Here is a 23,922-nt window from a genome sequence, read left to right on the forward strand (position 1 = left end):
GCTTTCCTCAGCGTTGCTCGGCAGGAGCCGGCAGGGTGAACCCGGAGACCGAGCGGCGCATCTCACTGGCCATTCGCGCCAGGTGGCGGATGCTGTCGGCAGTGGCTCCGGAACCGGCTGAAGTCTGCGCGGTGATCTGTTGGATCACCGCCATGGTGTGGGAAATCTGCCCGGCAGAGGAGGTTTGCAACTGGGCGGCGTCGGAGATGCTGTGGATAAGCTCGGCAAGGTTCTGCGACACTCCTTCGATCTCCGCCAACGCTACCCCGGCATCCTGGGCCAGCCGGGCACCGCGCACCACTTCGGCGGTGGTCTGCTCCATGGAAATCACGGCTTCATTGGTGTCCGCCTGAATGGTCCGCACCAGCGCCTCGATCTGCCGGGTCGCCGAGGACGATCGCTCGGCCAGGCGCTGCACCTCGTCGGCCACCACGGCAAAGCCGCGGCCGGCTTCGCCCGCCAGGGACGCCTGAATGGCGGCGTTGAGAGCCAGGATGTTGGTTTGGTCGGCAATATCGTCGATCAGGCTGACGATATCGCCGATTTCCTGGGAAGATTCGCCCAGACGCTTGATTCGCTTGGCAGTGTCCTGGATCTGTTCGCGGATGTTGTTCATGCCATCGATGGTGTTGTGCACCACCTCGTTGCCCTTGTTGGCGATGGCCACCGAACGCTCGGCAACTTTGGCCGATTCATACGCGTGAGCAGAAACCCTGTCGATCGATTCGACCATGTCGCCAACCGCCTCGGAAGCCTCGCTGATCTGCTCGGCCTGGTGCTCCGAAGCCTTGGCCAACTGCCGTGCGGTGTTCTGCGTGTCCTGCACGGCAGCTGCCACCTGCTCGGCACTGTGGTTGATGGTGGCCACCAGGTCGCGCAACTGGTCGACCGAGTAGTTGATCGAGTCGGCGATGGCGCCAGTGAAGTCTTCGGTCACCGACACCGTAACCGTCAGATCGCCGTCGGCCAGCTCTTCGATTTCATCCAGCAGACGCATGATCGCTTGCTGGTTACGCTCATTCTTCTCAGCGGTTTCCTGCAACTGGCGATGGGTAGTGCGGACCATCACCAGGCCGATCAGGATGATCGAAGCCAAGGCCAGCAGGCCCAATGCGTACCCCCCGACGGTGTCGAGGGTGCGGCCACTGGCGAGGTTCTCGAACCCGTTGGCCAGGTGCGAGGCTTCGTCGAGCAAGGTCTGTGACAGGCTGAAGATGTTCCCGGCCGCTTCGCGAACGCGAAACAGCTCCGGCGAAGTTTCGAGGATTTCATCCACCGAACCTGCCACGAACTGGAACAATTCGGCGATCTCCGCCAGGCGAGCACGGGCGTCGGTGTCTTCCACGCGGGTTACCTGGATGGCCGGGTTGCCGCCGAGCATGCCTTCGAGCACCTGGCCGAAACGGCTGGCGTCGCGGCCAAAGGCATCGGCAGCCTGCGCCGCCGTTTCATCGCCAGCCAGTACCGTGTTGACCGAACCAAGGATGCGTTCGGCCAGCAGCAACTGGCGTTGGGCTACCACCACCTGATTGGCCGGCGCCCCGCTCTGGAGCAGGATTTCCACCACCTTCTCGTACTCGACCTGCAGTTGCGGCACGGTCTCGGCCAGGGTCGCAGCCACCTGGTGCAAAGACAGCACGGTCTGCTCGCTGGCCAGAATGGTATCGGTGTTCTTGCGCAGGTTTTCCCAGTCCTGGCGCACCGCCTCCATTTCATCGCGCACCGCCGCAGGCGCAGCAGGCAGGCCGGTAGACTTGTCACCCTCGCGCAGGTAGCTCCAACGCTGTTCGAAATCGTTGCGCGCATCGGACAACAGCTTGAACGCCAGGGCCTTGCCCGCTGCCGCCTCGGTGGCATTCTTGGCGATCCGCTGGGACAACACGCGCAGCTCGCCGGCATGGCCGATGTACTGCTTGTCGTGGTTGGCCTGGGTATTGAGGTAAGCGAAGTTAGCGAACAGCAGAATGATCGACAGAATCAGGATCACGAACAGCACGGTGATCTGCACGATGCTGCGCGTGCGTGGGGTCATGCTGGCAGGGGCGACTGGGGTGGCCGGCTTGTTCACGTTCGAAAGTCCTATAGCGCCACGTCAAGAAAGCCCGGCGCCTGGGCCAGGGCGAAGGGGCTGAAGATTGCCCAGTTGCGCTCGCGCGCGAAGTGCCCCTGCACGTAGCGGGCAGCGGCCCGCAGCAGCGGCTGTGGTGGCGACAGCTCCAGGCTACTCAGGGCGAAATGCTGAAGGCCCAGCACCTCGTCGACCAACAGGCCGACGAACAGGTCTTCATGGTCCAGTACCAGCACCCGCCGCTGCTTGCCCGGCGCGGTGGGCCCAAGGCCGAAGAAACTGCTCAGGTCCATCACCGGCAGCAGCCGGCCGCGCAGGTTGGCCACACCACACACCCATGGCTGTACGCCAGGCACACGGCTGCTGCGCGGCTCGCGCAGTACCTCGGCTACCTCGCCCATCGGAGCCACGAACCATTGCCCGGCAACCCTAAAGCCGATGCCGCTCCATTGCTGCAGGCGGGCGCCCTGCGGCGGTTGATCGGCCACCAGCAGGCGGCAGCGCCGGTCGATGTCCAGCAACAGCTCAAAGGCGGTCAACGACGCGCCCTGCGGGCGAGTGGTCAAGCGCTCAGCACTTCTTGCAGTTTGGCAATCAACGCGTCCTCTTCCACAGGCTTGGTCAGGAAGTCGCGCGCGCCCTGGCGCGTGGCCCAGATACGGTCGGTTTCCTGGTCCTTGGTGGTCACCACCACCACGGGAATGGCGCTGGTTTCTGGATCTTTGCTCAACTGGCGGGTCGCCTGGAAGCCGTTCATGCCCGGCATGACGATATCCATGAGTACCGCATCGGGCTTTTCCTGGCGGGCCAGGGCCACGCCATCGGCACCGTTGTTGGCCTTGAGCACCTGGTGACCGTGCTTTTCCAGCCATTCGGTCAATCTGTACATCTCTGTCGGCGAATCGTCGACAATCAGAACGCGGGCCATTGTGTTTCCCCATCAGGAAATTGAAAGCCGCACCCGCACGGCGCGGTCAGGGTGCAGATTGTTCGGGCACGGCGAAACCAGGCACATGGGCCTTGATCGCGTCGAGCAGTTCTTCTTTGCTAAAGGGTTTGGTCAGAAACTGGTCGGAGCCGACCACCCGACCGCGGGCCTTGTCGAACAGGCCGTCACGCGATGACAGCAAAATCACTGGGATGTCCTTGAAGGCACTGTTGTGCTTGATCACTGCGCACGTCTGATAACCATCCAGGCGGGGCATCAGCACATCGACGAAGATGATCTTTGGCTGGTGGTCGATGATCTTGGCCAGGGCGTCGAAGCCATCACTGGCGGTGATCACCTCGCAGCCCGCTTCGCCGAGCAACATCTGCGCAGTGCGGCGGATCGTGCGGGAGTCGTCGATCACCATCACCTTCAGGGGCTGTTCCATAAGTCGCGTTACCATCGCTGCACAGTGTGGGCAGCAAGCCACTGACGGCTTGCAGCTTGAAGCTGAGGCATTTTTAGCACACTCCTGGGGCCCGTACCATCTGCCGCCCCCTTGACCCGCGGCGCTCACAGCGCCACCCTGAGCCACTTTTCTTTCGACCCACCGCGGCCTGCGGCCGCCAAGAGGAACCACCCATGAGCGTTCGCCTCGGCATTGTCATGGACCCGATCGCGTCCATCTCCTACAAGAAGGACAGCTCGCTGGCCATGCTGCTGGCTGCCCAGGCCCGCGGCTGGAGCCTGTTCTACATGGAGCAGCGCGACCTTTATCACGGCGAAGGCAAAGCCCGCGCCCGCATGCGCCCACTCAAGGTATTCGCAGATCCCGCGCGCTGGTTCGAGCTGGGCGAGGAGCAGGACAGCCCCCTAGCCGAGCTGGACGTGGTGCTGATGCGCAAGGACCCGCCCTTCGATATGGAGTTCGTCTACAGCACCTACCTGCTCGAGCAAGCCGAACGCGAGGGCGTGTTGGTGGTGAACCGCCCGCAGAGCCTGCGCGACTGCAACGAAAAACTCTTCGCCACCCAATTCCCGCAATGCATGGCGCCCACGCTGGTCAGCCGCCGTGCCGATATCCTGCGTGCATTCGCCGCCAGCCATGGCGACGTGATCCTCAAACCGCTGGACGGCATGGGCGGCGCTTCGGTGTTCCGTCACCGCCAGGGCGACCCAAACTTGTCGGTGATCCTCGAGACCCTGACCCAGCACGGCGGCCAGCAGATCATGGCGCAGGCCTACCTGCCCGAAATCAAGGACGGCGACAAGCGCATCCTGATGATCGACGGTGAGCCGGTCGACTATTGCCTTGCCCGCATCCCCGCCAGCGGCGAAACCCGCGGCAACCTGGCGGCAGGCGGCCGGGGCGAAGCACGCCCCCTGACCGAGCGCGACCGCTGGATCGCCGCCCAGGTCGGCCCAGCACTGCGTGAAAAGGGCCTGCTGTTCGTCGGCCTGGACGTAATCGGCGACTACCTCACCGAAATCAACGTCACCAGCCCCACCTGCATCCGCGAGATCGACGCGGCCTACAACACCGATATCGGTGGCCGGCTGATGGATGCCATTGATCGCAAGCTCAAGGCGCGCTGACCGCCGACGCTGAGCAATTGCCCGCGGTGGGGTATGATGCCGGTCCTTATCGACTGAGCTGCTGCCCCGCCCTGCGGTTGCTGGATACCTGATGACGCTGCCTGCCGACATCCCTTCCGACCTGCTGCCACCGCGTGTTCGCCCGGTGGACCGGCTTGGCTTTACCCTGTTTCTGGCCGCCCTGGTGCACCTGGCGTTGATCCTGGGCGTGGGCTTTACCGTGGTCAAGCCAGCCGAGGTCCGCCAGAGCATGGATATCACTCTGGCCACCTTCAAAAGCGAAAAAGCGCCCAAAAAGGCGGATTTCCAGGCCCAGGACAATCAGCAGGGCAGCGGCACGCTGGAAAAGAAAGCGCTACCTACCACCACCGAGGTGGCGCCGTTCCAGGACAGCAAGATCAACAAAGTCACACCGCCTCCTGCGGCCAAGCCCGAGGTCGCTGCACCGCCCAAGCCGGAAAAATCCGTGGTGGCGACCAAGGCCCCGAAAGCGCAGAAGGCCGAGCCCAAGCCCAAGCAAAGCAAGCCGCAACCCAAGCCCGCGGCCACTCCGGATTTCGACAGCTCGCAACTGTCGAGCCAGATTGCCAGCCTGGAAGCCGAGCTTTCCCATGAGCAGCAGATGTACGCCAAGCGCCCGAAGATTCACCGCATCAATGCGGCCTCGACCATGCGGGACAAGGGTGCCTGGTACAAGGAAGAGTGGCGCAAGAAGGTCGAGCGCGTGGGCAACCTGAACTACCCCGACGAAGCTCGTCGCCAGCAGATCTACGGTAACTTGCGGATGATGGTTTCGATCAATCGCGATGGCTCGCTGTATGAGGTGCTGGTACTGGAGTCGTCCGGGCAGCCGGTGCTGGACCAGGCGGCGCAACGCATCGTACGGCTGGCGGCGCCATTTGCACCGTTTACCGGTGACCTGGCCGAATTCGACCGTTTGGAAATCATCCGCACCTGGCGTTTTGCCCGTGGCGACCGCTTGTCGAGCAACTAACCCCCAGGCTGCACGGCCGCTGTGCCAGCGGGTTCAACCGTGAATCCGCCAGATCAGGCAATGATGTGGCCGGGTCGTATGCACTGGCGAATGAACCCGGTCCCACAGCCTCATTGCGCACCTTGTCAGTCTCCTCACCTGGCGCCACACTATCTCCCATGAAAACCCTCAGCCCGAGCTACCTCAAGCATCAGTTCCTGATCGCCATGCCGCACATGGCCGATCCGAACTTCGCCCAGACCCTCACGTACATCGTCGAGCACAACGCCAATGGCGCCATGGGCCTTGTGGTCAACCGGCCACAAGAGCTGAACCTGGCCGACATTCTCGAGCAGTTACGTCCAGACGAACTGCCCTCGGCCACTACTTTGCAGGTGCCGATCTACCAAGGTGGGCCGGTGCAGACCGACCGAGGCTTCGTCCTGCACAGTAGCGAATGCAGCTACCAAGCCACCGTCGAGCTCCAGGGCCTGTCGCTGTCCACCTCGCAGGACGTGCTATTCGCCATCGCCGAAGGTGATGGGCCCCGACACAGCCTCATCACCCTGGGCTATGCCGGCTGGGAAGCAGGCCAACTTGAAGCCGAACTGGCCGACAATGCCTGGCTCAACTGCCCATTCGACCCAGACATCCTCTTCGCCGTAGCCAGCGAACAGCGCCTAGGCGCCGCAGCCCGTAGCCTGGGGATCAATCTCAGCCTACTGACCAGCCAGGCGGGCCACGCCTGATGGCTGAACAACACCCACAATTGCGTTTGCTGCTGGGCTTTGACTACGGCAGCAAACAAATAGGCGTGGCCGTTGGCCAAGTGGTGACCGGGCAAGCCCGCGAGCTGTGCACACTCAAGGCGCAGAACGGCGTGCCGGACTGGGTTCAGGTGGAAAAACTGGTCAACGAATGGAAACCCGATGCCATCGTCGTCGGCCTGCCGCTGAACATGGACGGCACCCCAAGCGAAATGAGCGCCCGCGCCGAGAAGTTCGCGCGACGCCTCAATGGCCGCTTCAACCTGCCGGTACACACGCACGACGAACGCCTGACCACCTTCGAGGCCAAGGGTGAGCGCCTGGCCCGTGGCGGCCAGCGCGGCAGCTACCGTGACAACCCGGTCGACGCCATCGCCGCCGCCTTGCTGCTGCAAGGCTGGCTGGAGGCCAATACCTGACCCTTCCGCGTTTATGTCGGGGCCATCGCCTTGCCCCGGCGCCCTCAGGAGATACCCATGAGCCTACCCAACCCCGCCGAGCTGATCCGGCAGATGGCTGTCGACCTTCGTGCCCATCTGGCCCGCCGCACTATCACCGAACCACGCTTCATCGGTATCCGTACCGGCGGCGTCTGGGTTGCCCAGGCCCTGCAGGAGGAAATGGGCGACCAGAGCCCCCTCGGCACCCTGGACGTATCGTTCTACCGGGATGACTTCAGCCAGAACGGCCTGCACCCTCAGGTCCGCCCGTCGGAGTTGCCGTTCGAAATCGAGGGCCAGCACCTGGTGCTGATCGATGACGTGCTGATGAGTGGCCGCACCATACGCGCGGCCCTCAATGAATTGTTCGACTACGGCCGCCCGGCCAGCGTTACTCTGGTCTGCCTGCTCGATCTGGATGCTGGCGAGCTGCCAATTCGCCCGAATGTGCTCGGCGCCACCCTGTCGCTGGCCGCCAATGAACGGGTAAAATTGACCGGCCCCGCACCGCTCGCCCTCGAGCGCCAGGACCTCGCCACCGCTTCCGCCCTTTAAGAGTCCCCTCGCGATGACGCCAATCGACGCCAAGCGCCCGCTGCAGCTCAATGACCAGGGCCAGCTGCGCCACTTCCTCTCGCTCGACGGTTTGCCCCGCGAACTGCTCACCGAGATCCTCGACACCGCCGACTCGTTCCTCGAAGTCGGCGCCCGAGCCGTCAAGAAAGTACCGCTGCTGCGCGGCAAGACCGTGTGCAATGTGTTCTTCGAAAACTCCACGCGCACCCGCACCACATTCGAGCTGGCCGCCCAGCGCCTGTCGGCCGATGTGATCAGCCTGAACGTGTCGACCTCCTCGACCAGCAAGGGCGAGACGCTGTTCGACACGTTGCGCAATCTGGAGGCCATGGCCGCCGACATGTTCGTCGTGCGCCATAGCGACTCCGGCGCCGCGCACTTCATCGCCGAGCACGTGTGCCCGGACGTCGCGGTTATCAACGGCGGTGACGGCCGCCATGCCCACCCCACCCAGGGCATGCTCGACATGCTGACCATCCGCCGCCACAAAGGCAGCTTCGAGAACCTCTCGGTGGCGATCGTCGGCGACATCCTGCACTCACGCGTGGCCCGCTCCGATATGCTCGCGCTCAAAGCGTTGGGCTGCCCGGATATCCGTGTGATCGGCCCGAAAACGCTGATCCCGATCGGCATCGAGCAGTACGGCGTCAAGGTGTATACCGATCTCGCCGAAGGCCTCAAAGACGTCGACGTGGTGATCATGCTGCGCCTGCAGCGTGAGCGCATGGCTGGTGGCCTGCTGCCCAGCGAGGGCGAATTCTACCGCCTGTTCGGCCTGACCACCGCGCGCCTGGCCGGCGCCAAGCCGGATGCCATCGTCATGCACCCCGGCCCGATCAACCGCGGCGTGGAAATCGAATCGGCCGTGGCCGACGGTAAACACTCGGTGATTCTCAACCAGGTCACCTACGGCATCGCCGTGCGCATGGCCGTACTGTCCATGGCCATGAGCGGGCAGAACGCGCAACGTCAATTCGACCAGGAGAACGCCCAGTGACCATCAGCATTCTTGGCGCTCGTGTCATCGACCCTGTCAGCGGCCTGGACCAGGTCACTGACCTGCACCTGGACGGCGGCCGCATCGCCGCCATCGGCACCGCCCCGGCCGGCTTCAGCGCCAGCCGCACGATCCACGCCGATGGCCTGATCGCCGCACCTGGCCTGGTCGACCTCGGCGTCTCGTTGCGCGAGCCGGGCTACAGCCGCAAGGGTTCCATCGCCAGCGAAACCCGTGCGGCGGTAGCCGGCGGCGTCACCAGCCTGTGCTGCCCACCGCAGACCAAGCCGGTGCTGGACACTTCGGCGGTGGCCGAGCTGATCCTCGATCGCGCCCGCGAAGCTGGCAACAGCAAGGTCTACCCAATCGGCGCGCTGACCAAGGGCCTGGAAGGCGAACAGCTGGCCGAGCTGGTTGCCCTGCGCGACACCGGTTGCGTGGCCTTCGGCAATGGCTTGAAGGAGATCCCCAACAACCGCACCCTGGCCCGTGCCTTGGAGTACGCTGCCACCTTCGACCTGACCGTGGTGTTCCACTCCCAGGACCGCGACCTGGCTCAAGGTGGCCTGGCCCATGAAGGCGCCATGGCCAGTTTCCTCGGCCTGCCCGGCATCCCAGAGAGCGCCGAGACCGTGGCCCTGGCGCGCAACCTGCTGCTGGTGGAGCAGACCGGCGTGCGTGCGCACTTCACTCAGATCACCAGCGCCCGTGGCGCACGGCTGATCGAGCAGGCCCAACAGTTGGGCCTGCCAGTCACGGCAGACGTTGCCTTGTACCAGCTGATCCTTACCGACCAGTCGCTGCGCGAGTTCTCGAGCCTGTACCACGTGCAGCCGCCACTGCGCACCGCTGCAGACCGCGATGGCCTGCGAGCGGCGGTCAAGTCGGGGGTGATCCAGGCGATTTCCAGCCACCATCAGCCCCATGAGCGTGATGCCAAGCTGGCACCTTTCGGCGCTACGGAACCTGGCATCAGCAGCGTTGAGCTGCTGCTGCCGCTGGCCATGACCCTGGTCGAAGACGGCCTGCTCGACCTGCCGACCCTGCTTGCTCGCCTGAGCAGCGGCCCGGCCAAGGCCATGCGCCTGCCAGCTGGTGAGCTGAAAGTCGCAGGCGCCGCCGACCTGGTACTGTTCGACGCCCAAGCCTCGACCATCGCCGGTGAGCGCTGGCTGTCGCGCGGTGAAAACTGCCCGTTCATCGGCCACTGCCTGCCGGCGGCCGTGCGTTATACCTTGGTCGACGGGCACGTCTGCCACGAGGCCTGATAGGCCGCGTCGCCCTTTGGCGGGTACATCCGCGCCCACCGGTATTGCACAAGCTAGCCCTTGTGCACACCCAAGTAGGTGCGGATTTACCCGCGAGGGGCCAAGCCCATCGGGCACGACCATTCATCCCCCCCGGTTGAAATCCTTCCCCCCACCCCCATATGAGTCTGCATCAGGCAATTTTGCCCCGCTGCGTGGAGACTCTCCCCTTGACCACCATCGTTTCTGTCCGCCGTAATGGCAAAGTCGTCATGGGCGGCGACGGCCAGGTATCCCTCGGCAACACCGTGATGAAAGGCAATGCCAAGAAGGTCCGTCGCCTGTACAACGGCGAAGTGATCGCAGGTTTTGCCGGTGCAACCGCCGATGCCTTCACCCTGTTCGAGCGCTTCGAAGCCCAACTGCAGAAACACTCCGGCCACCTGATCCGTGCAGCCGTCGAGCTGGCCAAGGAATGGCGTACCGACCGGTCGTTGAGCCGTCTGGAAGCCATGCTGGCCGTTGCCAACAAGGACGCTTCGCTGATCATCACCGGCAACGGTGATGTGGTCGAACCCGAAGACGGCCTGATTGCCATGGGTTCCGGTGGTGGCTATGCCCAGGCCGCAGCTCGCGCGCTGCTGAACAAGACCGACCTGTCGGCCCGGGAAATCACCGAGACCGCCCTGAACATCGCTGGTGACATCTGCGTGTTCACCAACCACAACCTGACCATCGAGGAGCAGGACCTGGCCGAGTAATCAGTTGTTTTGGCGCCCCACCCCGGCGGTGGGGCTTTTCCACGCTGAACACCTCGTCCAAGGACCATTTTTGATATGTCCATGACCCCCCGCGAAATCGTCCACGAACTGAACCGCCATATCATCGGCCAGGACGACGCCAAGCGCGCCGTAGCCATCGCCCTGCGCAACCGCTGGCGCCGGATGCAGCTGCCTGCCGAGCTGCGTGCCGAAGTGACGCCCAAGAACATTCTGATGATCGGCCCAACCGGCGTCGGCAAAACCGAAATCGCCCGGCGTCTGGCCAAGCTGGCCAACGCGCCGTTCCTCAAGGTCGAAGCGACCAAGTTCACCGAGGTAGGCTACGTTGGCCGCGATGTCGAGTCGATCATCCGCGACCTGGCCGATGCTGCGTTGAAGATGCTGCGCGAGCAGGAAATCGTTCGGGTACGCCACCGCGCTGAGGACGCCGCCGAAGACCGCATCCTCGACGCCCTGCTGCCCCAGGCCCGCGTCACCAGCTTCAGCGAGGAAGCAGCGCAGACCAGCAGCGATACCAATACCCGCCAGCTGTTCCGCAAGCGCCTGCGCGAAGGGCAACTGGACGACAAGGAAATCGAGATCGAAGTTGCCGAGAACATGGGCGTCGAAATTGCGGCGCCACCCGGCATGGAAGAGATGACCAACCAGCTGCAGAGCCTGTTCGCCAACATGGGCAAGGGCAAGCGCAAGACCCGCAAGCTGAAGGTCAAGGACGCACTGAAGATGGTGCGCGACGAGGAAGCCAGCCGCCTGGTCAATGAAGAAGAGCTCAAGGCCAAGGCCCTGGAAGCGGTCGAGCAGCACGGCATCGTGTTCATCGATGAAATCGACAAGGTGGCCAAGCGTGGCAACGTCGGCGGCGCCGATGTATCACGCGAAGGCGTACAACGCGACCTGCTGCCACTGATCGAAGGCTGCACAGTGAACACCAAGCTGGGCATGGTCAAAACCGACCATATCCTGTTCATCGCCTCCGGTGCGTTCCACCTGAGCAAGCCGAGCGACCTGGTGCCGGAGCTGCAAGGCCGCCTGCCGATCCGTGTCGAACTCAAGGCACTGACCCCAGAGGACTTCGAGCGCATTCTGCAAGAGCCCCATGCCTCGCTGACCGAGCAGTACAGTGCCCTGCTCAAGACCGAGGGCTTGAACATCGAGTTCGCCGCCGACGGTATCAAGCGCTTGGCCGAGATTGCCTATCAGGTCAACGAAAAGACCGAAAACATCGGCGCCCGCCGCCTGCACACCCTGCTCGAGCGCCTGCTCGAAGAGGTGTCGTTCAGTGCCGGTGACCTGGCCAGTTCCCATGAAGAAGCACCGATCCGCATCGATGCTGCCTATGTAAACGGCCACTTGGGTGAACTGGCGCAGAACGAGGACCTGTCGCGCTACATCCTGTAAGGCCAGCGTCGCCTTCTTCGCGGGTAAACCCGCTCTCACCCGCACCGCCCAAATGTGGGATGTGCCCCAACCTGTGGGAGCGGTTTTAGCCGCGAAGCGGCCGGCACAGGCCGACCAGGCAGTCGCCCCAAGGTTGGGTGGGCACCTGGAACAGGTCATCGGGCGCCGCACCGCCTCGAAAATGCCCTTGAATCCCTCTACCGGAAGCTGGAAGCTTGCTGGACCAGCTACCTAGGGATTCCCGCCATGGCCCGCATGCCCACCGCCATCAACCTGCACAAAGCCTCCAAGACCCTCAGCCTCACCTACGCCCCTGACGAGGTCTACCACTTGAGCGCCGAGTTTCTGCGCGTTCATTCGCCTTCCGCCGAGGTCCAGGGCCACGGCAATCCCATCCTGCAATTCGGCAAATTGAACGTCGGCCTTAGCGGCCTGGAACCGGCTGGCCAATATGCACTGAAACTGACCTTCGACGACGGTCATGACAGCGGCCTGTTCACTTGGGAGTACCTCGAACAGCTGTGCCTTCGGCAGCAACAGCTATGGGCCGAATATCTCGATGAACTGCACAAAGCCGGCAAATCCCGCGATCCCGCCGAATCGGTTGTGAAATTCATGCTCTAGCTCAAGCCTTCCAGGCTTTAGAGCGCATTTTCTAATCTCATCTGTTTGAATGCCTTACAGACAACCCCAATAAGGGTTGTCTTGCGCATTACATGAAAGTCGGGTAACCAATGGAACTGGCAAGTTCCCTGCATCGCCTTCAGGGCAATCAGGCACTGGCCGGTATGTAGAGGTCGCGAGCGAAAGCAGGCTGTCTTCACACGCAGAATCCCCCGCAGCTCATCACCGAATGCATCCGGCCTGCAGCACCGCTGTTCCTTATCACTGGTCACCCGAGTAGCGGTACTGGGTTGTCCGCTGTGCATGACGCTACAGCACCCCGGTACTCGTCTCAGGACAACGGAGCGTCGTAGATGAGTAACAAGAACAACGATGAGTTGCAGCGGCAAGCCTCGGAAAACACCCTGGGGCTCAACCCGATCATTGGCATTCGCCGCAAAGACTTGCTGAGTTCGGCCCGTACCGTGCTGCGCCAGGCCGTACGCCAACCGCTGCACAGTGCCAAGCACGTGGCGCATTTTGGCCTGGAGCTTAAAAACGTGCTGCTGGGCAAGTCCAGCCTCGCCCCCGAAGGCGACGACCGCCGCTTCCAGGACCCGGCCTGGAGTAAGAACCCTCTTTATCGTCGTTACTTGCAAACCTACCTGGCTTGGCGCAAGGAGCTGCACGAGTGGATCGGCAACAGCGACCTGTCGCCCCAGGACATCAGCCGTGGCCAATTCGTCATCAATCTAATGACCGAAGCCATGGCGCCGACCAACACCTTGTCCAACCCGGCCGCAGTCAAACGCTTCTTCGAAACCGGCGGTAAAAGCCTGCTCGATGGGCTGTCCAACCTGGCCAAGGACGTGGTCAACAATGGCGGCATGCCCAGCCAGGTGAACATGGACGCTTTCGAGGTCGGCAAGAACCTTGGCACCAGCGAAGGCGCAGTGGTCTACCGTAACGATGTGCTGGAACTGATCCAGTACAGCCCCATCACCGAACAGGTGCATGCTCGCCCATTGCTGGTGGTGCCGCCTCAAATCAACAAGTTCTACGTCTTCGACCTGAGCCCGGAAAAGAGCCTGGCGCGCTTTTGCCTGCGTTCGCAGCAACAGACCTTCATCATCAGCTGGCGCAACCCGACCAAGGCTCAACGTGAGTGGGGCCTGTCGACCTACATCGACGCGCTCAAGGAAGCGGTGGATGCAGTGCTGGCCATCACCGGCAGCAAAGACCTGAACATGCTCGGCGCCTGCTCAGGCGGCATCACCTGCACCGCCCTGGTGGGCCACTATGCGGCGCTGGGTGAACAGAAGGTCAATGCCCTGACCCTGCTGGTCAGCGTGCTGGACACCACCGTGGACACCGATGTTGCGCTGTTCGTCGATGAACAGACCTTGGAAGCTGCCAAGCGCCACTCCTATCAAGCCGGTGTGCTCGAAGGCAGTGACATGGCCAAGGTATTCGCCTGGATGCGCCCCAACGACCTGATCTGGAACTACTGGGTCAATAACTACCTGCTCGGCAACGAGCCACCCGTCTTCGACATCCTGTTCTGGAACAACGACACGACCCGCTTGCCGGCAGCCTTCCACGGCGACCTGATCGAGATGTTCAAGAACAACCCTTTGACCCGCCCGAATGCCCTGGAAGTGTGCGGCACCGCCATCGACCTCAAGCAGGTCCAATGCGACATCTTCAGTGTTGCCGGCACCTCCGACCACATCACCCCCTGGCAGTCGTGCTACCGCTCAGCGCATCTGTTCGGCGGCAAGATCGAGTTCGTGCTGTCCAACAGTGGCCATATTCAGAGCATCCTCAACCCGCCAGGCAATCCTAAAGCCCGTTACATGACCGGTGCTGATCGCCCAGGTGACCCGGTGGCCTGGCAGGAGAACGCCGACAAGCACGCCGACTCCTGGTGGCTGCACTGGCAGCGCTGGCTGGGCGAACGTGCAGGCGAGCTGAAAAAGGCGCCGACGCGCCTGGGCAACCGTGCCTACGCCGCAGCCGAGGCTGCACCCGGGACCTACGTCCACGAACGTTGAGTCGCAATGCCGTGGCCGCTTGGAGCGCGCCACGGTACCTCTTCAAGCTACCGAGCCATGCGCATGCCGCAACCCTACATCTTCCGCACCGTCGAGCTGGACGACCAATCGATCCGAACCGCGGTGCGCCCAGGCAAGCCCCACCTGACGCCGCTGCTGATATTCAACGGCATTGGTGCGAACCTGGAGCTGGTGTTCCCGTTCATCGAGGCACTGGACCCGGACCTGGAAGTCATCGCTTTCGACGTCCCTGGCGTAGGAGGCTCGTCCACCCCGCGCCATCCGTATCGTTTTCCGGGCCTGGCCAAGCTGACCGCACGCATGCTCGACTACCTGGACTATGGCCAGGTCAACGTCATTGGCGTGTCGTGGGGCGGTGCCCTGGCCCAGCAGTTCGCCCATGATTACCCCGAGCGCTGCAAGAAGCTGGTGCTGGCGGCTACCGCTGCCGGGGCGGTGATGGTGCCGGGCAAGCCCAAGGTGCTATGGATGATGGCCAGCCCTAGACGCTACGTGCAGCCATCGCACGTCATCCGTATCGCGCCCATGATTTATGGCGGGGCCTTTCGCCGCGACCCGGAGCTGGCCCTGCACCACGCCGCAAAGGTGCGCTCAGGCGGCAAGCTGGGCTATTACTGGCAACTGTTCGCAGGGCTTGGCTGGACCAGCATCCATTGGCTGCACAAGATCCAGCAGCCGACCCTGGTGCTGGCCGGTGACGACGACCCGCTGATCCCATTGGTGAACATGCGCCTGCTGGCCTGGCGAATTCCCAATGCCCAGCTACATATTATCGACGACGGTCATCTGTTCCTGATTACGCGGGCCGAGGCCGTCGCCCCCATCATCATGAAGTTTCTCCAGCAAGAGCGTCAGCGCGCGGTCATGCACCCCAGCCCAGCCCCTGGTGGCTGAGCTGTCGCTTGCTGTTGCATGAACCTGTTCGTGGCCTGACAAGGGAGTGATCGCCATGAAAGAAAAGCCGGCCAGAGGAACGTCATCGCTGCCCGCCACCCGCATGAACGCACAGAACGCCATCCTTGGCCTGCGCGGTCGCGACCTGATTTCCACCTTGCGCAACGTTGGCCGCCATGGCCTGGGCAACCCGCTGCATACTGCCCGCCATCTGCTGGCCCTGGGTGGCCAGCTGGGGCGGGTGATGCTCGGTGACACGCCTTACCAGCCAAACCCGCGCGATGCGCGGTTCAGCGACCCGACATGGAGTCAGAACCCGTTCTACCGGCGCGGTCTTCAGGCCTACCTGGCCTGGCAGAAACAGACCCGCCTGTGGATCGAAGAAAGCCATCTGGACGAGGATGACCGAGCCCGTGCGCATTTTCTGTTCAACCTGATCAACGACGCCCTGGCACCGAGTAATTCGCTGCTCAATCCACTGGCGGTCAAGGAGTTGTTCAACACCGGCGGGCAAAGCCTGGTGCGTGGCGTGGCCCATCTGCTCGACGACCTTCGCCACAATGACGGCCTGCCCCGCCAAGTGGATGAGCGCGCCTTCGAAGTAGGCGGCAACCTCGCCGCCACCCCGGGTGCCGTGGTGTTTCGCAACCCGTTGCTGGAGTTGATCCAGTACAAGCCAATGAGCGAGAAGCAACACACGCGCCCCGTGCTGGTGGTGCCACCCCAGATCAACAAGTACTACATCTTCGACCTGCAGCCGCACAACAGCTTCGTCCAGTACATGCTCAAGAACGGCCTGCAGGTGTTCATGGTCAGCTGGCGCAATCCCGACCCGCGCCACCGTGAATGGGGCCTGTCGAGCTACGTGGAGGCCCTGGAGGAAGCCCTCAATGTTTGCCGCAGCATCAGCGGCAACCGTGACCCCAACCTGATGGGTGCCTGTGCTGGGGGCCTGACCATGGCCGCACTGCAGGGCCACCTGCAAGCCAAGCGGCAACTGCGCCGGGTACGCAGCGCCACCTACCTGGTCAGCCTGCTGGACAGTAAATTCGACAGCCCAGCCAGCCTTTTCGCCGACGAGCAGACCATCGAGGCAGCCAAGCGTCGCTCGTACCAACGCGGCGTGCTCGATGGCGGGGAAGTGGCCCGGATCTTTGCGTGGATGCGGCCCAACGACTTGATCTGGAGCTACTGGGTCAATAACTACCTACTGGGCAAGACTCCACCGGCATTCGACATCCTGTACTGGAACGCCGACAGCACCCGCCTACCGGCCGCCTTGCATGGCGACCTGCTGGATTTCTTCAAGCTCAATCCGCTTATCCACGCAAAAGGCCTTGAGGTGTGCGGTACAGCGATCGACCTCAAGCAGGTCGACCTCGACAGCTTCACCGTGGCCGGCAGCAACGATCACATCACACCCTGGGATGCGGTGTACCGCTCGGCCATGCTGCTTGGTGGCGACCGGCAGTTCGTGCTGGCCAACAGCGGGCATATCCAGAGCATCATCAACCCGCCCGGCAACCCCAAGGCCTATTACCTGGAAAACCCCAGGCTCTCCAGTGACCCGCGCGCGTGGTTCCATGACGCACAGCGGCGCGAGGGCAGTTGGTGGCCGCTGTGGCTGGAGTGGATCACCCGGCGTTCCGGCCCGCTCAAAGCCCCACGCGCCGAGCTGGGCAATGCAACCTATCCACCGCTGGGCCCTGCGCCGGGCACCTATGTCCTGACCCGATGAGCACGCCGACTGGATGAAGACCCGCGACCGTATCCTGGAATGCGCCCTGCAGCTGTTCAACCAGCAGGGCGAGCCCAATGTCTCGACCCTGGAGATCGCCAACGAACTGGGGATCAGCCCCGGTAACCTTTACTACCACTTCCATGGCAAGGAGCCCTTGATTCACGGCTTGTTCGACCGTTTCGAAGAAGCGCTGATGCCGCTGCTCGACCCGCCCCTGGAGCTGCGCCTGGAGGCAGAAGACTACTGGTTGTTCCTGCATTTGATCGTCGAACGCATGGCCCAGTACCGCTTTCTGTTCCAGGACCTTTCCAACCTGACCGGGCGCTTGCCCAAACTGGCGCGGGGCATGCGCAGCCTGATCAATGCGCTCAAGCGCACGTTGGCGGCGCTGTTGGCGAGCCTGAAAGGTCAGGGGCAGGTGGTGAGTGAGACACAGGCGTTGGGGCAACTGGTGGAACAGATCACCCTGACCTTGATGTTCTCGCTGGATTACCAACGGGTGCTGGGGCGCGAAGGTGATGTGGGGATCGTGGTGTATCAGGTGATGATGCTGGTGGCACCGCATCTGCAGGAACGACCACGGGCAGCGGCGGAGCAACTGGCCCTGCGGTATCTGGAGGGCTAAGCCCATGGCGAGCGCAGTGCTGCGCTCAGCGCATTCGCGGGTAAACGCGCTTGCACAGGGTAAGACGACAACCCTGTACTCGCGTGTTTACCCGCGAAGCAGCCGACGAGGTGTCACGCTACTGGAGTGGCGTTCACCGGTGCCGACGCAGTGTTGTTGGCCGGGGCGGCGGCCGGAGCTGGGGCAGCAGTAGCAGCAGGTGCGCTGGCCGCTGGTGCGGCTGGTTTAGCAGCTGACTTGGCCGGCGCCTTTTTAACGGCAGGCTTCTTCGCTGCTGCAGGTTTTGCGGCAGGTTTGGCCGCTGTAGCTTTAGCCGCTGCTGGTTTGGCTGCAGGCTTAGCAGCAGCGGTTTTCGCTGCGGGTTTAGCCGCCGCGGTTTTCGCCGTAGCTTTGGCAGGCGCCTTTGCCAGTGGCTTGGCAGCGCTCTTGCTCGCCGCCGGCTTGGCTGGCGCAGCACGCGAGGAGACCGGGGTAACCGAGGCACCGGTCAACTTCTCGATCTGCTTGGTCAGGCTGTCGACCTGCTGGTGCAATGCCTTGATCTCGTTGCGGCTTGGCACGCCCAGGCGCGAAATAGCGCTGTTCAGGCGCTTGTCGAAGGCTTCTTCGAGCTCGCTCCATTTGCCCAACGCACGGTCCTTGACGCCCGATACCCGCGAAGTGGTCGAGGACTTGGCGCTGTCGGCCACATCTTCCGCGGTCTTCTTGGCTTGCTTCTCGGCTTTTTCGCCATCCTTGACCAACGATTCGAACAGCTTCGAGCCGTCCTGGTCGACCTTCGAATAGATACCCAGCCCCGCCAGCCAGATCTTGCGGGAGTACTTCTCGATCCCGCCGATCCAGGAGCTGCTTTCTTTGTCGGAATTCTTCTTGCCAGCCATCCTGCTCTCCTTATGGTTTGTGCGCGACGCGCTCGAGCAGCTCATGCAGCTGTTCAAGCTTGATGGACAACGCCTCAACGTCATGTTTAGACGGAATGCCAAGGCGATTCAAGGCGCGGCCTACCCGTGCGTCGAAAGCTTTTTCGATCTTGTCGAGTTGAATTTCGACCTTGCCGCGTACGCGATTGACCTCTTCGCTGGCTTCATCGATCTGGGAGTTGGCAGCATCGAGCTCTTGATCGATGCGTTTCTTGCCACGCTTTTCGACGCCTTCGCCGGCCTTCACCAGTTCCTGAAAGTAGTCGGAGCCTTCCTGGCCCACCCGCGCATAAGCGCCGATGCCCGCCAGCCAGATCTTGCGCGCGTAGCCGCGAACTTCGCCCAAGGTGCTTGGGGCGTCTTGTTCTTTCTTCACAGTCACTTTAGCCATGCTCTGTACCTCATGCTCATGAGTGGAGGAGGAACCTGCCCATGGAGGTTGGGCTTGAACATACGGTACGAGCCGAAATTAGAATTCTCACCCTAAGATCAACGCTCGGATCTATATACCGCACCCCTTTGCTACCCCCACGCCACCCTCGCCGCTCCCCCAGCAGGAGCACGCGATCCCATGCCCTCTATCACCGACATCCGTCCTCTGACGTTCAAGCAAATGGCCGCCGCCCGGTTCGCCGATCGGCCAACCTTGCGCCAAGTACTGGCCATAAGCGCCTTCGAAGCCATCGTGCAGCGCTATCCTTGGACCCGGCAGAACCATCCCCACCTGCAATCGGCGGACGCTCTGAGCGTGGTGCGAGCGGCCGGCCCAGGCCAGCCAAGCACCCGTAACTTGGTCGATACCCTGCTCGAGCATTTCGTCAGCGGCCAGAAAGTGACGTTGGCACCGTCTGACTACCTGAGCCTGGCCCCTCCCCTGATATTCCGGGCGCAAGACCATTCACCGGTAATCGAACTCAACCCGGTAGTGCTCAACACGGTGTTCGACGAGCGCCTGGCGACCCTGAGCGAAGCCTTTCAGCTGGCACAGATCAGTTTCTGGAATGGCTGCAATAGCGACACCGAGGTGTCCCCCATCACTTGGCTCGAACAGCTTATCAAGGGCGCGTGGCTGCAGGCCCTCGAGAAACAGGGCCTGACTGCTGCCGATGAACAGTGCGTACATGATTTGATCGACCAGGCCAGCACTCCACCTGTGGCTTACGCCCTGCAAGTCTCACTGGCTCAGGAAGGTGAGGAGCACAAGCCACTGTTGCCGGATGTTCTGCTCAGCCAGCGGACGGGCAGCGGACAAGAGTTTCTGTGGTGCAAGCCTTCAGGTAGCGTGCGCCGCTACGTGAACTTAGAAGCCTTTGCACAAGACCTGCATCGGGACCTCTGTGAGCGCTACACGTTCAGCGCCTGGAGCTGGGCGCGAATGCCGCTGAGCAGGCCCGTTTTCGCGTATCAGGCCGAACAGTTGCTCAATGTCATGCTGCAGCGTATCGCCCAGGTGCAACTTGGCTCGATCGCAGATGTGGCACATCTGGAGCGGGTGTACGCTGAGCTCAGCGACCCCTGCACAGCATTCAACGATTACGCCCATCCGCCCTTCCCAGGGTCAGCGCTGCCACTTCCGGATTGGCTGGCAAATGCCGATGCACAGGATCGTCTTGCCTATGCCCAAGCGCTGCTGCAGCTGTCATCAGGCCAATCCCAGGCCAAAGATACAAGTTCGCTGCAAGGCATCGAAAGCCTGAGCACGTATACGACGCGCCGGTTGCGCGAACAGATGCTCGCCGACCACCCCGGCACACCGCCCAGTAACCCCGAGCACATCGTCATCAGCCTTTCTGAACGTGTGCAGGTGTCCTCCGAAGGCCCTTGGCAGCTGCGCTTCGTCAAAAACATCAGCCTGCCTGAGCTTGCGATCACCAGGCTGCGCCCCGCTACCGAGCTGGTAGTCTCTGCTGTGCAAAGCGCTACCGCACATCCATTGGCGCCCTGGCTGACCCTTACCTATGTCGACTCGCTGATCAGTACCGTCGATGTTGCCGGTCAATATCCAGCCTATGTGCACGGCCGGCTGAACGACTCGGCCAGCAAAAGCTTGCGGGTTCAGCATTTTGCCAAAGAATGGCGCGCCAGCCTGCTGCTGTGTGCACTGAAAGCCAAAATAGACGGGGCGCTGGGTGAGCGCAGTTATCAGGCAGTGACCGATTACTGCCAGGGCCAGGCTCAAGCGCAAGGTAACCTGCAACTGGCACCGCTGGCCTTTTTCTGCGCCAGAGGCGCCAAGCGCAGCAATCGGGCCCATGGCATGTACCTGATCAAGCTCAACGACCCGCAAAGCTGGCTGCTCTACCGGCCATGGCTCAGCGATGCCGCACTGCGTGAGTTCGCCGGCCCAGACCAGCTGATGGAAAGCCTGCGCAGCGATCCCGCCCTGCAGCGCAGCGTATTGGCCTGGATGAGCGACGAAGCCAGGCCGATCTATGACAATGGTGGCTTCACGCACCCTCACTTGTATCCCACGCTCGAAGAAATCGCAGCGCTGCTCAACCCCCTGGGGCTTACCGCGCTGGATGCGATCCGCGCCCCGGCCGCGCTGGACTTCAAGCCCTGGGCGGACCACCTGGATCAGCAGCTCTATGACGACAAAGCCCTCGCCATGCTGCTGTTGGCATCGCGCCAATCTACCTCCAACGCCGAGCTACGTTGGGACATGGTGGTGGAGTGTGCATGGCTGGCCTTCAACGTGGCTACCACCCCGCTGCGTGGGCCGGCAGCCACGGTGGTGTGGTTGGTGACTACGGCACTGAGCCTGAACAATGACTTGGCGGTGCTCGGCCAGGGATCAGAGCAGAGCGATATTCTGGCGGCAACCGACATTCTGCTGAGCGTTGCCATGCTACTGATGCACAAAACCCCTGCGCACAGCCCCAGCCCGCTACCGCCAGACGAGCGCCTGGTACGCATCACAGGGCCTGCCAAGCGACAGCCTGCAAGTGGTCACAGCACATCAGCGCCCCAGCCGGCCACCTGGGAAGCCGTACCTGTACATCCCGAATCACCTGCCTACCGGGTAACGCGTTGGGGTGATAGCCAACGCTTGGCGAATCTTTCGGCGCAGGCACGAGCTGCGCTTTCCCAACTGCGCGCACGGCCACAGCCGCAGGCACCGGCCTTACAGACCAGCGGACGCCTGCGCGGCTTGTACAAGGCCGAAGAACATTGCTACGTAAATCTACAAGGCACGTTCTACGAGGTTGAAGAGACCTTTACGGGCATCCGCATCATTGGTTCGGACACCCGTAAAGGCGAATGGACCGACCGCTGGGGTGGCGACTGGGATGGCTACCTCATCGTTGGTCGCGAGCGCGACAAGGGGCCATGGGTCGTACGCCGTAATGGTGAATGGGTGATCGACCTCAGTTTGGCCGGCGGCATGCCCAAATCCCGACAGGCAGTGATGCAAGAGAACCGCAAGGCCTTGGCCGAATTACAGGCCAAGAGGGCGCAAAACGACGCGATGCTGGTGAAGTACGAGGCACTGCTGGACAGGAACTCCGAGCAGGTCAAACCGTTGGACGACGCCGCAAAGGCCCTCAGGTTGCTGCTCGAGGATTACCCAGGGGTATCGCTTGAAAACCTGCCAGAGCCCGTGCAAACACAAATGGACGAGTTGCAAGCCATGCGCAGAAGCCTGCGCAGCCAGCTTCAGGTACTGGTGCTGACCCATGAAAAGCAAGCTGAAATCCTGACTTCACAAGTGCAGGTCCTAGGCCAGATGAGTGAGCCTCGCTTCGCCAGGCAAGACCCTTCCGGCCTGGCTGCCTATGGCCTGGGTCAATGGTGGGAACAACTGCTCAACAACGATGTGCATATGATCCATCGGCTGCTTGAATTGACCGATTACACACAGGTGCAGACGCAATCGCTGACACTGGCCAGTTTGCCATTCGGGGAGGAGTACATATCGGTTTACCAAGCTTACCGTGACAATCTGCAGCCGACGCTGGCACTGCACCAACGCATACTGGCTGCCACCGAGCGACTGGATCGCAACCTGGTCGAAGCGCTGCTGGACAACCGCATACAGTTTGCCGGGAAACAAACGAAAATTGACAAGATCATCGCTCGACGCAAGTACTCGACCGTGATCACCCGCGCTCAGGTGCTGAGCGACCTGAGCCAGTTGGTCATCGACAGAGAGCGACTGACCGCCGAAAGCTTCGACGAGCTGCTGCGCATGCAGGCCGACTTGCGTTCGCTGGACTTCAAAGAAGCGCTGCTGAGCCACAACAGTATCCCTAGCGCCGATTTGCCGCTCGATGAGCAGGTCGAGGTCCTCAACAACGCCCTGCGCGAATACCGCATCGCCCGCACCAAGGCCAGCTACCTGCTGTCGCTGAACGATCCGGCGTTGAACATTGTTCAGCTCGAAGCCTACATACGGGAAATGGGTGCCCTGGAATCACAGGCCGAGCGCGAGTTGAGCAACACCTTGCGCGAACGCGACGATGGCGCAGTTGCAATCGCCCAACCCGTCACTTATCGAGAGCGCAAAGGCAAACGCAAGCTGATCCGCACCAGCCGGGGCAGAGCCATTCTGGTCGAGCAAAACGGTGACGGCAGCCAGGCGCTGCTCAATGACCCGGTCACCGAACAGACCACCAGCCAATATCAGCGCCAAGGCGACGCTTGGGAACAGGTGCCGGCCCCACCGGTCATCCATGGCCCTGCTTATCTGCGCCGTGTCGGAACGCGCTTGTTAGGCCGCAAGGCAGCTCAGATAGCCCTGGCCAGCCGCTATACCAATGAGCCCAATAGTTTGGCCGACCTGCTCGACTGGCATATGCAGGATATGAGCGATATCGCACAGCGCCTGCATGCTGGCCCTGCCGATGGGCACGCGCTTGCCGGCCAACTGGACCAAGCCATCGCCGACATGCAGGCAGAGAAACGCCGGTTGCTCACTGACGCCTACCTCAATACCAGGCACCCAGACAGTACGGCCCTGCGCTACCTGATCGAGCAGGACCAGGTGCAAGTCACCCTGGTCAAAGCCAGAAAACGGCTAAGCACCAATGACTACCTTGCCGTCTACACCATCGACCGCAAACAACCGCGGCAGCCGCTGTGGGAGGCGCACTTCCATTACACCCAGGAGCAGGCGGCACCACGAGCGTTCGCAAAAGGTCATTTGAAGTTCAGCGAGCCCCGGGGGATGGGCCGGGATGAGCAGCTTCAACGGGCACTGGACCCGGCGGAACGTATCCGCATCTACCGAGGCGACCTGCGCCTGCGCGACATAGAGGGCCTGATCCCCTTCCCTGACAGCTGAAGCAGCGC

Annotated in this window: 21 protein-coding genes; 15 read left to right on the top strand and 6 right to left on the bottom strand. The window is 62.3% G+C overall.

Annotation, left to right across the window (positions count from 1 at the left end):
- Positions 1-7: 7 nt before the first annotated feature.
- The 4 genes from J5M56_RS13585 to J5M56_RS13600 are packed head-to-tail and all read right to left on the bottom strand — an operon-like array spanning position 8 to position 3,444.
- Entirely contained in the window at positions 8-2,032 is a 2,025-nt protein-coding gene (locus tag J5M56_RS13585) for a methyl-accepting chemotaxis protein (protein ID WP_230849757.1), read from the bottom strand.
- Positions 2,033-2,079: 47 nt separating this feature from the next.
- Entirely contained in the window at positions 2,080-2,634 is a 555-nt protein-coding gene (locus tag J5M56_RS13590; protein WP_186476323.1) for a chemotaxis protein CheW, read from the bottom strand.
- Positions 2,631-2,996 carry a twitching motility response regulator PilH gene (pilH, locus tag J5M56_RS13595; RefSeq protein WP_060478168.1) on the bottom strand — a complete coding sequence of 122 codons (366 nt, stop codon included), beginning with the start codon at positions 2,994-2,996 and terminating at the stop codon, positions 2,631-2,633. Before pilH ends, J5M56_RS13590 begins: the two co-directional genes overlap by 4 nt.
- Positions 2,997-3,042: 46 nt before the next feature.
- A complete protein-coding gene (locus J5M56_RS13600) occupies positions 3,043-3,444 on the bottom strand; it encodes a response regulator (protein WP_060478169.1) in 402 nt (133 codons plus the stop codon).
- A gap of 194 nt (positions 3,445-3,638) precedes the next feature.
- On the opposite strand from J5M56_RS13600, the gene gshB reads away from it, so the two are divergent.
- The 14 genes from gshB to J5M56_RS13670 all read left to right on the top strand — a co-directional run bounded on the left by gshB (position 3,639) and on the right by J5M56_RS13670 (position 17,710).
- Positions 3,639-4,592, top strand: coding sequence for a glutathione synthase (gene gshB, locus J5M56_RS13605; protein ID WP_186476322.1), 954 nt, complete (start codon positions 3,639-3,641; stop codon positions 4,590-4,592).
- 91 nt (positions 4,593-4,683) lie between these two features.
- On the top strand, positions 4,684-5,586 hold the full coding sequence (locus J5M56_RS13610) for an energy transducer TonB (RefSeq protein ID WP_060478171.1): 903 nt from the start codon (positions 4,684-4,686) through the stop codon (positions 5,584-5,586).
- Between the two features lie 158 nt (positions 5,587-5,744).
- A complete protein-coding gene (locus tag J5M56_RS13615) occupies positions 5,745-6,314 on the top strand; it encodes a YqgE/AlgH family protein (protein ID WP_060478172.1) in 570 nt (189 codons plus the stop codon).
- On the top strand, positions 6,314-6,751 hold the full coding sequence (ruvX, locus tag J5M56_RS13620; protein ID WP_186476320.1) for a Holliday junction resolvase RuvX: 438 nt from the start codon (positions 6,314-6,316) through the stop codon (positions 6,749-6,751). The genes J5M56_RS13615 and ruvX overlap by 1 nt, the downstream gene beginning before the upstream one ends.
- 57 nt (positions 6,752-6,808) lie before the next feature.
- Positions 6,809-7,327 carry a bifunctional pyr operon transcriptional regulator/uracil phosphoribosyltransferase PyrR gene (gene pyrR / locus J5M56_RS13625; protein WP_186476319.1) on the top strand — a complete coding sequence of 173 codons (519 nt, stop codon included), beginning with the start codon at positions 6,809-6,811 and terminating at the stop codon, positions 7,325-7,327.
- Positions 7,328-7,340: 13 nt separating this feature from the next.
- On the top strand, positions 7,341-8,345 hold the full coding sequence (locus J5M56_RS13630; protein WP_008099987.1) for an aspartate carbamoyltransferase catalytic subunit: 1,005 nt from the start codon (positions 7,341-7,343) through the stop codon (positions 8,343-8,345).
- A complete protein-coding gene (locus J5M56_RS13635) occupies positions 8,342-9,613 on the top strand; it encodes a dihydroorotase (protein WP_207937127.1) in 1,272 nt (423 codons plus the stop codon). The genes J5M56_RS13630 and J5M56_RS13635 overlap by 4 nt, the downstream gene beginning before the upstream one ends.
- A 209-nt stretch (positions 9,614-9,822) precedes the next feature.
- Positions 9,823-10,353, top strand: coding sequence for an ATP-dependent protease subunit HslV (gene hslV / locus J5M56_RS13640; protein ID WP_060478176.1), 531 nt, complete (start codon positions 9,823-9,825; stop codon positions 10,351-10,353).
- A 75-nt stretch (positions 10,354-10,428) separates the two neighbouring features.
- Complete coding sequence (gene hslU, locus J5M56_RS13645) at positions 10,429-11,772, top strand: ATP-dependent protease ATPase subunit HslU (protein ID WP_060478177.1); 1,344 nt, start codon at positions 10,429-10,431, stop codon at positions 11,770-11,772.
- Between the two features lie 246 nt (positions 11,773-12,018).
- Positions 12,019-12,396 carry a DUF971 domain-containing protein gene (locus tag J5M56_RS13650; protein WP_060478178.1) on the top strand — a complete coding sequence of 126 codons (378 nt, stop codon included), beginning with the start codon at positions 12,019-12,021 and terminating at the stop codon, positions 12,394-12,396.
- Positions 12,397-12,749: 353 nt separating this feature from the next.
- Positions 12,750-14,429, top strand: coding sequence for a class II poly(R)-hydroxyalkanoic acid synthase (phaC, locus tag J5M56_RS13655; protein WP_060478179.1), 1,680 nt, complete (start codon positions 12,750-12,752; stop codon positions 14,427-14,429).
- Positions 14,430-14,492: 63 nt separating this feature from the next.
- Positions 14,493-15,344, top strand: a complete 852-nt coding sequence (phaZ, locus tag J5M56_RS13660) for a poly(3-hydroxyalkanoate) depolymerase (RefSeq protein WP_060478197.1) — start codon at positions 14,493-14,495, stop codon at positions 15,342-15,344.
- A gap of 55 nt (positions 15,345-15,399) precedes the next feature.
- A complete protein-coding gene (gene phaC, locus J5M56_RS13665; RefSeq protein ID WP_207937128.1) occupies positions 15,400-17,082 on the top strand; it encodes a class II poly(R)-hydroxyalkanoic acid synthase in 1,683 nt (560 codons plus the stop codon).
- Between the two features lie 13 nt (positions 17,083-17,095).
- Positions 17,096-17,710, top strand: coding sequence for a TetR/AcrR family transcriptional regulator (locus tag J5M56_RS13670; RefSeq protein WP_060478181.1), 615 nt, complete (start codon positions 17,096-17,098; stop codon positions 17,708-17,710).
- Positions 17,711-17,823: 113 nt separating this feature from the next.
- Here the strand turns inward: J5M56_RS13670 and J5M56_RS13675 are convergent, their stop codons facing one another.
- Together J5M56_RS13675 and J5M56_RS13680 are read right to left on the bottom strand one after the other, a co-directional pair.
- Positions 17,824-18,591 (bottom strand): phasin family protein, encoded by a 768-nt coding sequence (locus J5M56_RS13675; protein WP_186476314.1) that lies wholly within the window; start codon positions 18,589-18,591, stop codon positions 17,824-17,826.
- 10 nt (positions 18,592-18,601) lie between these two features.
- Positions 18,602-19,021, bottom strand: a complete 420-nt coding sequence (locus J5M56_RS13680; RefSeq protein WP_207937129.1) for a phasin family protein — start codon at positions 19,019-19,021, stop codon at positions 18,602-18,604.
- A 180-nt stretch (positions 19,022-19,201) separates the two neighbouring features.
- Here J5M56_RS13680 and J5M56_RS13685 point away from each other — a divergent pair, with 180 nt between their 5' ends.
- Positions 19,202-23,914, top strand: coding sequence for a DUF6543 domain-containing protein (locus tag J5M56_RS13685; protein ID WP_243430740.1), 4,713 nt, complete (start codon positions 19,202-19,204; stop codon positions 23,912-23,914).
- Positions 23,915-23,922: the final 8 nt, after the last annotated feature.

Origin of the sequence: Pseudomonas sp. 51_B (genome assembly GCF_017491595.1) — a bacterium.
GTDB lineage: Bacteria > Pseudomonadota > Gammaproteobacteria > Pseudomonadales > Pseudomonadaceae > Aquipseudomonas > Aquipseudomonas promysalinigenes.